General features: G+C 36.9%; 14 protein-coding genes, 1 tRNA gene and 2 riboswitches. Of the genes, 3 read left to right on the top strand and 12 right to left on the bottom strand.

The genetic code is table 11. The features are described 5' to 3' along the window. Positions 1-322 precede the first annotated feature (322 nt). From AC1M36_RS27630 to groES, 6 genes are all read right to left on the bottom strand, one after another. On the bottom strand, positions 323-1,834 hold the full coding sequence (locus AC1M36_RS27630) for a sensor histidine kinase (protein ID WP_336454390.1): 1,512 nt from the start codon (positions 1,832-1,834) through the stop codon (positions 323-325). Continuing rightward, the gene (locus tag AC1M36_RS27625) at positions 1,818-2,519 is read right to left on the bottom strand and encodes a response regulator transcription factor (RefSeq protein WP_336454389.1); all 702 of its coding nucleotides are present in this window, start codon (positions 2,517-2,519) and stop codon (positions 1,818-1,820) included. Before AC1M36_RS27625 ends, AC1M36_RS27630 begins: the two co-directional genes overlap by 17 nt. Before the next feature lie 145 nt (positions 2,520-2,664). Next, positions 2,665-3,990, bottom strand: a complete 1,326-nt coding sequence (locus AC1M36_RS27620) for an NCS2 family permease (RefSeq protein ID WP_336454388.1) — start codon at positions 3,988-3,990, stop codon at positions 2,665-2,667. Between the two features lie 128 nt (positions 3,991-4,118). Beyond that, positions 4,119-4,220: riboswitch (purine riboswitch) on the bottom strand. Positions 4,221-4,383: 163 nt separating this feature from the next. Further along, positions 4,384-5,922, bottom strand: coding sequence for a glutamine-hydrolyzing GMP synthase (gene guaA, locus AC1M36_RS27615; protein WP_420792387.1), 1,539 nt, complete (start codon positions 5,920-5,922; stop codon positions 4,384-4,386). 160 nt (positions 5,923-6,082) lie between these two features. Beyond that, a riboswitch (purine riboswitch) is annotated at positions 6,083-6,184 on the bottom strand. A gap of 173 nt (positions 6,185-6,357) precedes the next feature. Beyond that, entirely contained in the window at positions 6,358-7,992 is a 1,635-nt protein-coding gene (gene groL / locus AC1M36_RS27610) for a chaperonin GroEL (protein WP_336454386.1), read from the bottom strand. 37 nt (positions 7,993-8,029) lie between these two features. Further along, the gene (groES, locus tag AC1M36_RS27605; RefSeq protein WP_000917311.1) at positions 8,030-8,314 is read right to left on the bottom strand and encodes a co-chaperone GroES; all 285 of its coding nucleotides are present in this window, start codon (positions 8,312-8,314) and stop codon (positions 8,030-8,032) included. A gap of 414 nt (positions 8,315-8,728) precedes the next feature. Here groES and AC1M36_RS27600 point away from each other — a divergent pair, with 414 nt between their 5' ends. Together AC1M36_RS27600 and AC1M36_RS27595 are read left to right on the top strand one after the other, a co-directional pair. Further along, positions 8,729-9,472 (top strand): CPBP family intramembrane glutamic endopeptidase, encoded by a 744-nt coding sequence (locus AC1M36_RS27600; protein WP_336454385.1) that lies wholly within the window; start codon positions 8,729-8,731, stop codon positions 9,470-9,472. A 2-nt stretch (positions 9,473-9,474) separates the two neighbouring features. Continuing rightward, positions 9,475-9,666 carry a YdiK family protein gene (locus tag AC1M36_RS27595; RefSeq protein WP_336454384.1) on the top strand — a complete coding sequence of 64 codons (192 nt, stop codon included), beginning with the start codon at positions 9,475-9,477 and terminating at the stop codon, positions 9,664-9,666. Positions 9,667-9,694: 28 nt separating this feature from the next. On the opposite strand, the gene AC1M36_RS27590 is transcribed toward AC1M36_RS27595, so the two are convergent. Beyond that, a complete protein-coding gene (locus tag AC1M36_RS27590; protein WP_017150416.1) occupies positions 9,695-10,324 on the bottom strand; it encodes a redox-sensing transcriptional repressor Rex in 630 nt (209 codons plus the stop codon). A gap of 184 nt (positions 10,325-10,508) precedes the next feature. Here AC1M36_RS27590 and AC1M36_RS27585 point away from each other — a divergent pair, with 184 nt between their 5' ends. Next, a complete protein-coding gene (locus AC1M36_RS27585; RefSeq protein WP_479846475.1) occupies positions 10,509-12,434 on the top strand; it encodes an ABC-F family ATP-binding cassette domain-containing protein in 1,926 nt (641 codons plus the stop codon). A gap of 280 nt (positions 12,435-12,714) precedes the next feature. Here the strand turns inward: AC1M36_RS27585 and tsaD are convergent, their stop codons facing one another. The 5 genes from tsaD to AC1M36_RS27560 form a co-directional block, all read right to left on the bottom strand. Next, on the bottom strand, positions 12,715-13,731 hold the full coding sequence (gene tsaD, locus AC1M36_RS27580) for a tRNA (adenosine(37)-N6)-threonylcarbamoyltransferase complex transferase subunit TsaD (RefSeq protein WP_174103231.1): 1,017 nt from the start codon (positions 13,729-13,731) through the stop codon (positions 12,715-12,717). Further along, a complete protein-coding gene (rimI, locus tag AC1M36_RS27575; RefSeq protein WP_479846474.1) occupies positions 13,731-14,174 on the bottom strand; it encodes a ribosomal protein S18-alanine N-acetyltransferase in 444 nt (147 codons plus the stop codon). Before rimI ends, tsaD begins: the two co-directional genes overlap by 1 nt. An 11-nt stretch (positions 14,175-14,185) precedes the next feature. Beyond that, positions 14,186-14,878, bottom strand: coding sequence for a tRNA (adenosine(37)-N6)-threonylcarbamoyltransferase complex dimerization subunit type 1 TsaB (gene tsaB / locus AC1M36_RS27570; RefSeq protein WP_336454381.1), 693 nt, complete (start codon positions 14,876-14,878; stop codon positions 14,186-14,188). Next, positions 14,859-15,332, bottom strand: a complete 474-nt coding sequence (gene tsaE / locus AC1M36_RS27565) for a tRNA (adenosine(37)-N6)-threonylcarbamoyltransferase complex ATPase subunit type 1 TsaE (RefSeq protein ID WP_336454380.1) — start codon at positions 15,330-15,332, stop codon at positions 14,859-14,861. The genes tsaB and tsaE overlap by 20 nt, the downstream gene beginning before the upstream one ends. 191 nt (positions 15,333-15,523) lie before the next feature. Further along, positions 15,524-15,599, bottom strand: a tRNA-Asp gene (locus tag AC1M36_RS27560). Positions 15,600-15,647: the final 48 nt, after the last annotated feature.

Genomic DNA, 15,647 nt, shown 5'->3' with positions numbered 1-15,647 from the left:
GCGTTCATCCTGAGCCAGGATCAAACTCTCCAATAAAGTTTGTCTAGCATCTAAAATAAAAATTGACGTTTCACGTTGTTTGTTTCGTTCAGTTTTCAAAGAACTCGTTTGTCGCTCATTTGCGACTCCCTTATGTTAACATTTTCACCTTTCAATGTCAACTAAGTTTTTTATTTCGTTTGTCGCGTTTTGTTCGTTACTATCAGCGACTCGTATAATATTACACCTCATTTATATAATCGTCAATACATTTTTTGAAAAAATATCAAAAAGGCTTATTCTTCATAAACAAGCCTTTTTTAATGTATCAAATTCTATTCATTTACTTTTCTTCTATAATGGGCAACGAAACGATAAACTGAATAATTCCATCCTCATATTCAGCTCGAATCCCCCCTCCTTGCAACTCAACAATACTTTTAGCAATAGCTAATCCGAGTCCCGAACCTTCTGTTACTCTACTTCTAGATTGATCTTTCTTATAAAAGCGCTCGAATAAATTTGCTAATTCCTCTCTTGTAAACTCTTCACTATGATTCGCAACTATAATTTCCATATGTCGGCGTTGCCTTTGAAGAGAAACTTTTATCTCTCCATCATCTCTGCTATATTTAATCGCATTCATTAATAAGTTTTCAAACACACGGACCATCTTTTCTGAATCAATGGCAGCATATACACGTTCTTCAGGAAACTTTTTAATAAATTCAAGACCATGTTCTTCTGCTTGCGGCACTAATTCTTCTATTAATTGATCAAGGAGTTCATTCATACATACTTCTTGCTTTTCTAATACAATATTTTCATTCGTTAACTTCGTATACTCAAATAAATCTTCTATTAAGTTCTTTAACTGCTCCGATTTCGCAAAAGCGATCCTTGTATATTCATCATGTTGTTCTTTATTTTCATATTTAGAATCTCGCAACAATCGTAAATACCCCATAATGGAAGTAAGTGGCGTTCGTAAATCATGCGATACATTTGTAATGAGTTCATTTTTTTGTTTCTCTAATTTACGCTCTTTTTCAATATTATACATAAGCTCTTCTGCCATATTGTTAATATTCTCAGTCAAAGCAGCGATCTCATCCTCACCTTTTTTCTCAATACGATAAGCTAAGTTTCCTTTTTCTATTTCTTTTACCCCTCGTGCCATCGCTTCGATTTGTTGCATCTTTCTCTTTGTTATATAGAAGAAAGAGAAAATAAATACAAGTACACCAATTAGAAACGGAAATGGACCTTCTACTTTATAATACACTACCTCTCCTTGAGGAATCCCACTCACAAACATATATAAGTTCTTATCTTCAATTGTAATAGGTGAAAAAGTAATAAACTCTTTTCTTGACCTTTCAATATCATTATTATTTGAATAATTGATAGCAAATGAGGTCGCATTACGAATTGTATTATGCAAATTAATTTGTTCTTCTTGTGCCTGCTTCGTTTTATACAGAACCTTACCACTTTCATCAGTAATTAATATTTTAAAGGCTTCGTGCCCCTGTTCTAAGTTTTGGTTTTCTAACTCTATCATATTTTGCAAAGCATCTAACTTGTTTTCCGTAACCATCATTTCTGCCGTACTTTGAGCTTTACGATTAATTTGCTCCATGCCATCCCTATAATTAATTTCAACATTTTGATTTGCATCCTCAAAAATAGGGGCTACTATCTTCGTCGATACAAACAGCCCTAATAACGCACAAGCAATAAAAGTCGTAATAAGTTGGATTCGTATGCTACGTCGCACGCTCTTTACTATCTTTTCAATTAATCTTATCGTTTTCTTATACATATAGGTAAACGGATTATATATCTTTCTCAATCTTATACCCCACTCCCCATACCGTTTTTATGTATCTCGGTTTCCTTGGATTCTCCTCTACCTTCTCACGTATTTTTCGAATATGTACCATTACAGTATTATCCGATTGAAAGGACCTTTCATTCCAAACCTTTTCATAAATTTGTTCTGCACTAAAGACCATACCTGGATTACGGGCGAGTAACTCTAAAATTGAAAATTCCCTTGGCGTTAGTTTCACTTCTTCTCCCTCTACACTGACTTCATGTGTTGAAACATTTATTTTCATATCTCCAATTTCTAACTCATCCTCATTTTGAACAGTGAAGCCGTTCATTTTCATATAGCGACGGAGCTGTGATTTAATTCTCGCAATTAGTTCTAACGGATTGAATGGTTTCGTTACATAATCATCCGCACCTGTTGTTAGCCCTAAAATTTTATCCATATCTTGCGTTTTTGCAGACAGCATAATAATCGGCATCTCTTTCGCTTCTCTTACTTTCATACACATATGAATCCCATCTATTTTCGGCATCATAATATCTAATACAACTAAATGCACTTCGTTCTTCTCTAATATAGCTAATCCTTCTGCTCCATCCTCAGCATGTAACACCTTATATCCTTCATTTTTTAAATAAATCGCAATTAAATCCCTAATTTCTTTTTCATCATCTACAACAAGTATGGTTTCCTGTGCCACAATATCGCCCCCAAAACTTTTAAAGTCCCTATTTCTTATTATAAGAAAACTTCTGAAGAAAAACGGAACGAAATCCTTAAGATTTTCTGAAGACGCAAAAAAGGCCTAGACTCCCCTTAAGTCTAGACCTTTCAAAAAACCCCTTTTATTTACGAACGTAGATGAAATATAGTACGAATAAAACTCCCATAACATACATAATTGGATGAATTTCTTTACGACGACCACTTACAACCATCGTAATTGGATAGAAGATAAATCCAATCGCAATTCCTGTTGCAATACTATACGTAAGTGGCATAGAAATAATTGTGAAGAATGCCGGTACTGCAATCTCGAATTTCTTCCAATCAATTTCTCCTAAAGATGAAACCATCAAAATCCCTACAATAATTAACGCTGGTGCCGTTACAGCCGCTGTTACAACGCTTAATAATGGCGAGAAGAAAAGTGCTAGCAAGAAAAATCCAGCTGTCACAACTGCTGTAAATCCTGAACGTCCTCCTGCTGCTACCCCTGAAGATGATTCAATGTAAGACGTTGTTGTAGATGTACCAAGAATAGCACCAATTACAGTCGCAATCGCATCTGCAAATAATGCTTTTCCTGCACGTGGTAGTTTGTTATTCTTCATTAATCCTGCTTGATTCGCAACTGCTACAAGCGTACCTGCTGTATCAAAGAAATCGATGAAGAAGAACGTTATAATAACAATCCCCATTTGAACAGTGAAAATATCTCCGAAGTGCTGGAACGCCACACCGAACGTAGGTTCCAAACTCGGGATTGCACCGACTACAGCTTTAGGTGTATCAATTAATCCTGTTGCTACTCCTAAGATTGCTGTAAGAATCATCCCATAGAAAACTGCACCATTTATCTTTTTAATCATTAAAATGATCGTAATCACTACACCGAAAATCGCAAGTAATGTTGTGCCCTTTGTTAAATCCCCCAATCCAACAAGAACCGCATCATTCTTCACAATAATCCCGGCATTTTGAAAACCAAGAAAGGCAATAAACAAACCAATACCTGCCGCTACCGCGAACTTTAACTCCACGGGAATTGCATTAATAATTTTCTCACGAATACCAGAAGCAGTAAGAATAATAAAGATAATACCTGACATTAATGTTCCGGCAATCGCTGTTTGCCATGGAATCCCCATTGTTAACACCGCTGTGTAAGCAAAGAATGCATTGATCCCCATACCTGGCGCTAAAGCAATTGGATACTTTGCAAAAACCCCCATAATGAGTGAACCAATCGCAGCTGCTAATGCAGTGGCAACAAAGACCGCTCCCGGATCCATTCCTGTTCCAGCTGGTAATCCCTTAATATTCCCCAGCGACAGTGTAGCAGGATTGACAAACAACACATATGCCATAGATAAAAATGTCGTTAACCCTGCAATGAACTCAGTTTTATAATTCGTACCGAGCTCATCAAACTGAAAATAACGTTTCATCCTACGTTTCCCCCGTTATATGATTACTCGTCGTAATCCTCCCTAGCCCTCTTTTATCTATAAAAATAAAAAAGGCCTCCATTGCGTATACATGGAAGCGTTCTATAAACAAAGGTAGATTTCCCCTAACCTTTATACAAACGCCTCGTAGTCAAGCCATTTACGGTAGCTAGGTAGAAACTTTCGGGCCATATCCCCGATATTATACGACGGCTATAATATTCACTTTTCACATCAATTACATACTCATATTAACTCACACACAGGTATATGTCAATCTAAAAACGAACATTTTTATATAAATAATCATTTTCGTTCGTGTAGATAGACAAAAAAAGATCCATCTATGCATAAAATCATAGATGGATCTTCCTTTAAGCGAAAAAACTTATTCTATTCCCACTCAATCGTTGCTGGCGGCTTACTTGTTACATCATACACGATACGGTTAACGTGTTTTACTTCGTTAACGATACGTACAGAGATTTTCTCTAATACGTCCCAAGGGATACGTGCCCAGTCAGCTGTCATACCGTCAATAGATGTTACTGCACGGATACCTACTGTGTAATCGTAAGTACGCTCGTCACCCATAACACCTACACTACGCATACCAGGAAGCGCTGTGAAGTATTGCCAAATTTCACGGTCTAAACCTGCTTTTATGATTTCTTCACGTAAAATCGCATCAGATTCACGAACGATTTCTAATTTTTCTTCTGTAATCTCGCCTAATACACGAATACCAAGTCCTGGACCTGGGAACGGTTGACGCCATACGATTTCATCAGGAATTCCTAATTCAGATCCTAATGCGCGCACTTCATCTTTAAATAACGTATTTAAAGGCTCAATTAATTTAAACTGCATATCTTCTGGAAGTCCACCAACGTTATGGTGAGATTTAATTGTTTGTGCAGTTGCTGTACCACTTTCAATAATGTCTGTGTACAGTGTACCTTGTGCTAAGAAGTCCATTCCTTCTAATTTAGAAGCCTCATCATCAAATACGTAAATGAATTCGTTACCGATGATTTTACGTTTTTGCTCTGGATCTTCAACGCCTTTTAATTTATTCATAAAACGTTCTTTCGCATCCACTTTAATAACGTTCATGTGGAAGCCTTCGCTAAATGTTTTCATAACACCTTCTGCTTCACCTTTACGAAGTAAACCGTGGTCAACGAAAATACATGTTAATTGATCACCGATTGCTTTATGAATTAATACCGCTACAACAGAAGAGTCTACACCGCCACTAAGTGCGCATAGTACTTTTTTGTCACCAACAGTTTCACGGATTTTCTCTAATTCCACTTCAATAAAGTTTTCCATGTTCCAGCCTTCAGAACATCCACATACGCCGAATACGAAGTTTTTGATTAAATCATTTCCGTGCTCAGAGTGACGTACTTCTGGGTGGAATTGTACGCCGTATAGGTTTTGTGCTTCATTACTCATACCAGCAATTGGGCAAGAGTCACTTGTTGCATCCACTACGAACCCTTCTGGTAAACCTGTTACTAAGTCACCGTGGCTCATCCATACAACTTGCTCTTCTGGAAGGTTTGCATATAATTTTGATTCGTTCTCTACTTTAAGAACTGCTTTTCCGTACTCACGATGGTTTGCACGTTCTACTTTTCCACCAAAGTGTTTTGTCATAAGTTGCATACCGTAGCAAATACCAAATACCGGTAATCCTAATTCAAAGATTTTTTCATCACAGTGGAATGCATTTTCACCATATACACTGTTTGGTCCCCCAGAGAAGATAATCCCTTTTGGATTCATTGCTTTAATTTCTTCTGCAGTAATTGTATGTGGATGAAGTTCACTGTATACACCGAACTCACGAATTCGACGTGCAATTAACTGATTGTACTGACTCCCAAAATCTAAAACGATAATCGTATCGTGCTGTTTTTTCAAAATAATCACCCCAACGTTAGTTCTGTATATAAATATTTTCACCAATTTGGCAAAAAGCATTACCAATATAATAAAAAAAGCCAGTCCTCCGCCCTCAGTCTCATAACAAAGAAAAGGCAGGGGTCTGACTTTATAAAGATAGTATTCCGCTCTTTATAAATATAAGACGCACTGCCTTCATAGTCAGGTTGTTTACGGTAACCCGGTAGAGACTCTCAAACCATATCATTGAGGATATATGAAGGATTGTTTTATATTATCTTCCTAGATTCTAACAATGAAGTATCAATATGGTCAAGAGAGAAAGCGACAAAATTCTACAGAAATTATTTTCTCAGTGTGATTAAATCTTTATCGCAATAATTTTTCTTCCATGTACAACAAAAAAAAACATCCATCTCTATTAGAGATGGATGTTTTTTTATGCGAACGAAATTACATCATTCCGCCCATACCGCCCATGCCCATGCCGCCCATGTCAGGCATTGCTGGTGCATTTGGTTCTGGTTTGTCAGCAACTACAGCTTCAGTTGTTAAGAACATAGCTGCAACAGATGCTGCGTTTTGAAGTGCAGAACGAGTTACTTTTGTTGGATCTACGATACCAGACTCAAGCATATTTACCCATTCGCCTGTAGCTGCGTTGAAACCAACGCCTACTTTTTCGCCTTTTAAGCGTTCTACAACAACAGATCCTTCTAGACCAGCGTTGATTGCGATTTGGCGAACTGGCTCTTCTAATGCACGAAGTACAATGTTGATACCTGTTGCTTCGTCGCCTTCAGCTACAAGACCAGCTACTTTTGTATATACGTTCATAAGTGAAGTACCGCCACCTGCAACAATACCTTCTTCTACTGCTGCACGAGTTGAGTTAAGTGCATCTTCAATGCGAAGTTTGCGCTCTTTTAACTCAGTTTCAGTTGCTGCACCTACTTTAATTACCGCTACGCCACCTGCAAGTTTAGCAAGGCGCTCTTGTAATTTTTCACGATCGAATTCAGAAGTTGTTTCTTCTAATTGCGCGCGGATTTGACCGATGCGAGCTTCGATTTGTTGTGTATTTCCAATACCTTCAACTACAGTTGTGTTTTCTTTCGTTACAACAACTTTACCAGCGCGTCCTAAAGATTCAACTGTAGCAGATTTTAAGTCACGTCCTAATTCTTCAGTGATTACTTCGCCACCAGTTAAGATTGCGATATCTTCAAGCATTGCTTTACGACGGTCACCAAATCCAGGAGCCTTAACAGCTACTACATTGAATGTACCACGAAGTTTGTTTACTACTAACGTAGCTAACGCTTCGCCTTCTACATCTTCTGCAATGATAAGAAGTGGTTTACCTTGTTGTACCACTTGCTCTAACACTGGTAAGATTTCTTGAATGTTAGAAATCTTTTTGTCAGTGATTAAGATATATGGGTTATCAAGGACTGCTTCCATTTTGTCAGAATCAGTAATCATGTAAGGAGATGCATATCCACGATCGAATTGCATACCTTCTACTACATCTAATTCTGTTGTGAATCCTTTAGATTCTTCTAAAGTAATAACGCCGTCGTTACCAACGCGTTCCATTGCTTCAGCAATTAATTTACCTACTTCTTCGTCAGCAGCAGAGATAGCAGCTACTTGCGCGATAGAAGATTTACCTTCGATTGGTTTAGAAATCGTTTTTAATTCTTCTACTGCTGCAACAACAGCTTTTTCGATACCTTTACGAAGACCCATTGGGTTCGCACCAGCTGTTACGTTTTTTAAACCTTCACGAATCATGGCTTGTGCTAATACAGTTGCAGTTGTTGTTCCGTCACCAGCTACGTCATTTGTTTTGCTAGCAACTTCTGCTACTAATTTTGCACCCATGTTTTCGAATGCATCTTCTAATTCGATTTCTTTTGCAATTGTTACACCATCATTTGTAATAAGTGGTGAACCGAATTTTTTCTCAAGTACAACGTTACGACCTTTTGGTCCAAGCGTTACTTTTACTGCGTTTGCAAGAGTGTCGACACCGCGAAGCATCGAACGACGTGCTTCTTCACTAAATTTAATATCTTTTGCCATAATATTTGACCCCCTTGGATTTTTAAAATGTATATAATTAACCGATAACTGCTAAAATGTCACTTTCACGTAAAATCAAGTAGTCTGTACCTTCATATTTCACTTCAGTACCTGCATATTTTGAGAAGATGATAAGATCACCTGCTGCTACCTCTAAAGCAACACGCTCACCATTTTCAAGCACTCGACCAGTACCTACTGCAACAACTTTACCCTCTTGTGGTTTTTCTTTTGCAGTGTCTGGTAATACAATACCACTTGCTGTTTTTTCTTCTGCTTGAACAAGCTCAATTACAACGCGATCACCTAATGGCTTTAGCATGAACAATAACCTCCTCATTTTCCTATGTAAATTTTCTTTATTAGCACTCAAAGACTATGAGTGCTAACACACTTATAATAATAAATAATCTAAATTTCTTTTGCAAGTAAAAAAATCATAATTTTTTCGCAAATTACGATATAAACTTTTTCTATACAACAATAACAGCAATAATTCTCAAGAAAGCCTTTTTATATGAATCGGCTTTTCCACTTATCGTATGTTACAATATGAAGGATGCCATAAGTTATTTTCTCTATAGGTACTGCTTTTTCCTGTTATCTATTTCATTTTCAAATAAAGATTTACAAAAAAATAATAATACAAACAGTTATTACGTATCCCACGGCGGGATGTTCACATGTTTCCTCGCCTTATCTCATAAATTAGAGTTAGAAAGGATGGTTAACCCATTTGAAAAAACAATATTGGTGGATTATAGTTACATATATTCTGATGCAACTATCGGGAATTTTTGGCATATGGCTCCTTTTCAAAACAGGACTATATGATAATATGGCAGTTTCACGAGAGCAGAAAATGCAAATCATGGCTGGGCACTGGTCAATCATCAGCTTTTTTATTGCATTATGTATTATACTTTGGCTTCTTAGAACCGATATACGTGAAAGACATTTAGATACGAAGCGAGCTAGCATTCCTGCTACAATCGGCTGGATTTTTATCGGTTTCTTTTTAGCTATGTTTGCTCAAATACTTGCAGCTAATATTGAAATGCGATTATTAGGGATTAATCCTGGTTCTCAAAACACTCAAGATTTGATGGAAATAGCAAGAGCTACTCCATGGTTCCTTATTGTTATATCTATCATCGGTCCTATTTTAGAAGAGATTGTCTTTAGAAAGATTTTATTTGGAACACTCTATAAAAGATTTAATTTCTTTATCGCAGCCATTATTAGTTCGCTTGTTTTCGCGGCCATTCACTTTGATTTTACACACTTGTTAGTATACACTTCCATGGGGCTTGTTTTCGCTTTTCTATATGTGAAAACAAAACGAATCATCGTTCCTATTATGGCTCATGTCGCGATGAATACATTAGTCGCAATAACTCAAGTACTAGTAAGTAACGAACAAATACAAGAAATGATCAAACAAGCAGAAAAAATGCAAGGATTTATCGGAGGATTTTAAATATGAGGAACTCACCATTGTTCATGGCAGCACTGTATTTCCTTCTTGGATGTATCTTTACACGTTTCGCAATTACGAACGTTACAGATACAATTTGGAACTTTTGGACACTGCTGTTCGCTGCTATGGCAACAATTGATTTTAATTTGGCACTTCGACTTATCTTAGTCAAATTTACAAAGAAAAGGCAATAATAAAACGCAGAGGGATTTCCTCTGCGTTTTATTGTGGATAATTTTTCAAAAAATAAACGAGCGTTTGTAATTCTACAGCTAAATCAATATGATGAATTCTTATGTTTTCTGACACATTTAATCGTGCCGGTGTAAAATTTAAAATTCCATGTACATTTGTTTCGGCCAATCGATCTGCTACAGCTTGTGCAACGGTAGCAGGTACTGTTAATATTGCCACCTGTATATCATTTGTTAAACGTTCTTCTAATTCATCCAAATGATATACAGGAATTCCTCCGATTTCTTTTCCAACTTTCTCTTCATTGACATCAAACGCCATTTCAATCTTTGTATTATTATTTTTCGTGAAATTGTAATGTAAGAAAGCGGTCCCTAAATTACCCACTCCAATAAGTGCTACACGTGTTATATCATCTTGATCGAGCGTTTCTCGGAAGAATGATAGTAAATAATTCACATTATATCCATATCCCTTTTTCCCTAACGCTCCAAAATATGAAAAATCTCTCCGAATTGTTGCTGAGTCTACCTTTACCGCCTCACTCAATTCTGCCGATGAAACACGTTGCTTACCAGAAAGAGATAAATTTTGGATAAATCGATAGTATAGAGGCAATCGTTTGGCAGTGGCCTGTGGAATCTTTTGCTGATCCATGTAACCTCTCCTCTCTTCCTATCTTTGTTCACAGATTTAAAATAAATACATAAGTTTAGCACTTATGACTTTCCCTGTATAATAGAGAGAAGAATTCTCTCTTTATTTTAAACTATACACTATTTTTAGTATGATTGAGAAATATAAACATGGCAAAGTTAAGAAATTATTTGAGGTGAAAACATTGATTTTATTACAAGTGAATGGGCTTTCAAAATTATACGGTGCTGAAACAATTCTTGCAAACATTAAATTGGAAGTCCAAACAAAAGATCGAATTGCACTAGTTGGTCGAAATGGTGCTGGAAAATCTACATTATTAAAAATAATTGCCGGTGAATTATCTCACGATGGTGGAGAAATTATAAAGCCAAAAGATGTTTCTATTGGTTATTTAGCCCAAAATACAGGTTTGGAAACTTCTTTAACAATTTGGGATGAAATGCTTACCGTCTTTACACATCTGCAGCATATGGAGAAGAAACTTCGAAGGTTAGAGCAGGAAATGGGTAAGGAAGAGAACTTTTCAAATGCTGCTACGTACGAGAAATTACTCGCTGATTATGATCAATTACAGTTAGACTACAAAGATCAAGGTGGTTACCAATATGAAGCGGATATTCGCTCCATTTTAAGTGGACTTGGTTTTCCAGCGGAAACACACCAAACAACAATTTCCACATTAAGTGGCGGACAGAAAACAAGACTTGCTCTTGGGAAGCTACTATTAACAAAACCAGACTTACTCATCTTGGACGAACCAACAAACCATTTAGATATCGATACATTAACATGGCTTGAACAATATTTACAAGGCTATCCTGGAGCTATTTTAATCGTGTCCCACGATCGCTACTTTTTAGACAAGCTTGTTACACAAGTATATGAAATTTCTAATAAAGAGAGCAGACGATATGTTGGTAACTACAGTAAATATTTAGATTTAAAAGCTGCACTATATGAGCAAGAAATGAAACGTTATGAGAAACAACAAGAGGAAATCGCTAAACTAGAAGACTTTGTCCAAAAGAACATTGCTCGTGCGTCCACAACAAAACGTGCACAAAGTCGCCGGAAACAATTAGATCGGATGGAATTACTGACCAGACCATTAGGTGATTCTAAATCCGCATCCTTCCACTTTGATATCGAAAAACAAAGCGGAAACGACGTATTACAGGTAAAAGATGTTTCAATTGGATATGACAAAGAACCAATTATTGAGCATGTAAATATGCGATTAACCCGAGGTGATAGTGTCGCACTAGTCGGTCCAAACGGTATTGGGAAATCTACATTATTAAAGTCGATTGTAAATAAATTGAAGACGTTAAGCGGTGAAGTTTCTTTCGGTTCAAATGTATCTATTGGGTATTATGATCAAGAACAAGCAAACTTAACATCATCCAAGCGTGTTTTAAATGAATTATGGGACGATTATCCGCTAGAGCCGGAAAAAGAAATTCGCACGATACTCGGTAACTTTTTATTCACAGGGGATGATGTATTAAAGCCAGTATCTTCCCTAAGTGGTGGTCAAAAAGCTCGATTAGCTCTAGCAAAATTGATGATGCAAAAATCTAATTTATTAATTCTCGATGAGCCTACAAACCATCTTGATTTAAATAGTAAAGAGATTTTAGAAAACGCCTTAATTGATTATCCTGGAACTCTTTTATTCGTTTCCCATGATCGCTATTTCATTAACCGTGTCACAACTACAGTGGTTGAGTTATCAACAGAGGGAGCACAAGAATATTTAGGTGACTATGACTACTATATTGAAAAGAAAAATGAAATGATTGAACGGACAGAATTTGAACAGCAAGAAAATGATGTACCTATTCAAAAAAGCGTTGCTCAAGAAAAATTAAGCTATCTTGAAGAAAAAGAACGTAAAAAGCAGGAACGTCAGCGTATCCGAAAAATTGAAGAAATTGAACAAAACATCGCAAAGTTAGAAGAAGAAATTGCACAATTAGAAGAGGAGCTTTGTTTACCTGAAGTATATGCTGACTACGAACGGGCTAGCGAGATTACAACAGCAAAGCAAACCAAACAAGAAGAATTAGAGAAGTTTATGGCGGAATGGGAAGAGTTACACGTATAACCCTTATATATTCATATGATAAAAACAAGGTAGTTGAAAGCCCCTCAACTACCTTGTTTATTTTTCAATACAAAAGACTATGGTCAAAGGTCTGACCTTAACACAATTATCCACAACCTTATGCACATATCCACCTTTATTATATAAACACAAAAATAACTTTTCCACATTATCCACAAATCATATAAAAGTTATAAACATTCAATACTCACAATAAAACCCATATTATCAACAGATAATATGGGTTTTATCCACAGGTTGTGGTTAATTATGTGTATAACTATGCCTCAATATCTAATCCTGGATTTGCATTTAAAGCTAATGTTGCACGTTTTCCTTGCTCATATGCAATTGTGCCCGCTGCTGCAATCATCGCTGCATTATCTGTGCACAAGGATAACGGTGGAATAATAAGCTCAATTTCTTCTTTTTTTGCAAACTCTTCCTCTAAACGTGCACGAAGTCCTTTATTCGCTGCAACACCACCAGCAAGCAACACTTGTTTTACATCATACGCTTCTGCTGCACGCGCTGCTTTCGTCACGAGTACATCTATTACACTCGCTTGGAAGCTAGCTGCTAAATCTTCTGGCGCAATTTCTTCACCACGTTGTTTTGCGTTATGCACAGTGTTGATAACTGCTGATTTCAATCCACTAAAGCTAAAATCATACGAATCCGGCTCTAGCCATGCACGAGGTAAATCAATTGTCGGCTTTCCTTCATGAGCAAGACGATCAATATGAGGTCCCCCTGGATAAGGCATCGATAATGTACGTGCAACCTTATCATATGCTTCTCCTGCTGCATCATCTCTCGTTTCACCAATCACTTCAAATGAACCATGTTCCTTCATATACACAAGCTCTGTATGTCCTCCAGATACAACAAGTGATAATAATGGGAATTGTAGTTCTTTCACTAAACGATTCGCGTAAATATGTCCAGCAATATGATGAACACCAACAAGAGGAATATTATGTGCAAATGCAATTGCTTTAGCTGCATTTACACCAATTAAAAGAGCCCCCACTAAACCCGGTCCTTCTGTTACCGCAATCGCATCAATATCTTCAAATGTAATGTTCGCTTCTTTTAATGCCTCTTCTAATACAACTGTAATTTGTTCTACATGATGACGCGATGCAATTTCTGGTACAACTCCGCCAAAACGCTTATGGCTTTCGATTTGTGAAGCGACAACGTTTGCCACTATTTCTGTTCCATTTTTAACAACTGCTACAGCCGTTTCATCACAGCTCGTTTCAATGCCAAGTATAATCGTATTTTTTTCCATTATATATTCACCCACATTACAAGACCATCTTCATAATTGTCTGTATAGTATCGTTTACGAATTCCACCATTTTGGAATCCATACTTTCGGTATAACTGTTTCGCTACTTCATTTGACATCCGTACTTCAAGGGTCATCGTTTTTGCTCCCATTTCTCTTGCTTGTTCCATTACTTCTTTCAGCAAAGCCTCCCCAAGCTTTTGACCACGATATGCCGGCAAAATGGCTATGTTCGTAATATGTGATTCATCAATAATAATCCACAATCCACAGTATCCAATTACCATACCATCTTTTTCTATTACGACATAATGTGCATATTCACTCATCGTCAGTTCACGATAAAATGAATCGGCCGTCCAAGGAGTTGCGAATGACGCTTCTTCAATTACTACAATTTGAGTGATATCATCCGTCGTCATCTTTCTAAATGTAATATCCATTTTGATAACCCCTATTTTTTTTGACTTTCTAGCCATTTTGCTTCTGCTTCTGCTAAACGGAGGTAGCTTGGAACAAATGTATGTACACTTTGTTCCTCTTTTTGTAATCCTAACAATGCTAATTCACTTGGTCTTGGGTTGTTCTTTGTGCAAGAGGCAAACACAGCTTGATCCCCTAGATATTCTACAATTGTCTCTTTATGTTGATCTACGTCATTACCGATAAATAAAACAGGTTGTCCCTTGTCTTTTAACATCTGTAACCAATCCACAATAAGAACAATCCGATCATCTTCTACAGAAGATAACTGCTCTTCTTTATATGTATACAGTCCTGTATAAATTTGCCCGCGACGTCCATCAAACAATGGACAAATAACACCATGAAAATTAGCTCCATTCGCAGCCAATGCTTCTAAGCTAGATACACCGACAATCGGTATTTGCAATGACCAAGCTAACGTTTTTGCAACAGTCACACCAATTCGAACTCCTGTATAAGATCCAGGACCAGCCGCTACAACAATTTTATCTAACTCTTTCGGTTTTACATTACATTCTTTTAAAAGTTGTTCTACCGCTGGCATAAGGCGCACAGAATGATTTTTTGTTAAATTCGTAATGATTTCCCCCATAACAGTATTTCCATCAATAAGAGAAACCCCCATTACATAATTTGAAGTATCAATTGCTAGTACTTTCATCTTGTAATAGCTCCTCACATAATCTAATATAACGTTCACCATTCGGTTCTAATACAATTTTTCTTGTATCATTACCGGTATGGAACAAGCTTATTTTTAATTTCTCATTCGGCAGAAAAGGTTCAATTAAGTGCGCCCATTCTACTACTGTTATACCTTCACCATAAAAATACTCATCAAACCCTAAATCTTCTTCGCTTTCCGCTAAACGATACACGTCCATATGATATAGCGGTAATCTTCCTTTGTACTCTTTAATAATATTGAATGTCGGACTATTTACAACTCGTTTCACACCAAGGCCTTTTGCAAGACCTTTCGTAAATGTTGTCTTACCAGCACCTAAGTCTCCTTCTAAAATAAGTACATCTTGTTCCTTAACAAGTTGTCCTAACCTTTCTGATAAGTTCTGCGTCTCTTCAGAAGAAGTTGTCGTTATTTCATATTTATTCAAAGGTTTCACCTACCTTACTCACAATATTCTCTGCTCTTTATTATACAGACTTTTTCACTTTGTTTCATTTTGAACATATAAAAAAGACCTTAGGAGTTGTCCTAAGGATAAGATTGACTGTCTTTATAAGTTTTCTTAAAAATAAATAAAAAAATACGAAACAAGTTGTTTCGTTCTTTTCTTTGTATAAATGGCGGTCCCGACCGGGGTCGAACCGGCGATCTCCTGCGTGACAGGCAGGCATGTTAACCACTACACCACGGGACCATTGGTTGCGGGGACAGGATTTGAACCTGCGACCTTCGGGTTATGAGC

The organism is Bacillus sp. Medicinal_06 (assembly GCF_056711665.1).
Note: the sequence above shows the minus strand (reverse complement) of the source record. Positions and strands in the feature narration are given on the sequence as shown.

Excerpts from the sequence above, each read along its gene's own strand:
- AC1M36_RS27620 (WP_336454388.1), bottom strand. The coding sequence starts at position 3,990 with ATGAAACGTTATTTTCAGTTTGATGAGCTCGGTACGAATTATAAAACT.
- groL (WP_336454386.1), bottom strand. The coding sequence starts at position 7,992 with ATGGCAAAAGATATTAAATTTAGTGAAGAAGCACGTCGTTCGATGCTT.
- groES (WP_000917311.1), bottom strand. The coding sequence starts at position 8,314 with ATGCTAAAGCCATTAGGTGATCGCGTTGTAATTGAGCTTGTTCAAGCA.
- AC1M36_RS27595 (WP_336454384.1), top strand. The coding sequence starts at position 9,475 with ATGAGGAACTCACCATTGTTCATGGCAGCACTGTATTTCCTTCTTGGA.
- AC1M36_RS27590 (WP_017150416.1), bottom strand. The coding sequence starts at position 10,324 with ATGGATCAGCAAAAGATTCCACAGGCCACTGCCAAACGATTGCCTCTA.
- tsaD (WP_174103231.1), bottom strand. The coding sequence starts at position 13,731 with ATGGAAAAAAATACGATTATACTTGGCATTGAAACGAGCTGTGATGAA.
- rimI (WP_479846474.1), bottom strand. The coding sequence starts at position 14,174 with ATGGATATTACATTTAGAAAGATGACGACGGATGATATCACTCAAATT.
- tsaB (WP_336454381.1), bottom strand. The coding sequence starts at position 14,878 with ATGAAAGTACTAGCAATTGATACTTCAAATTATGTAATGGGGGTTTCT.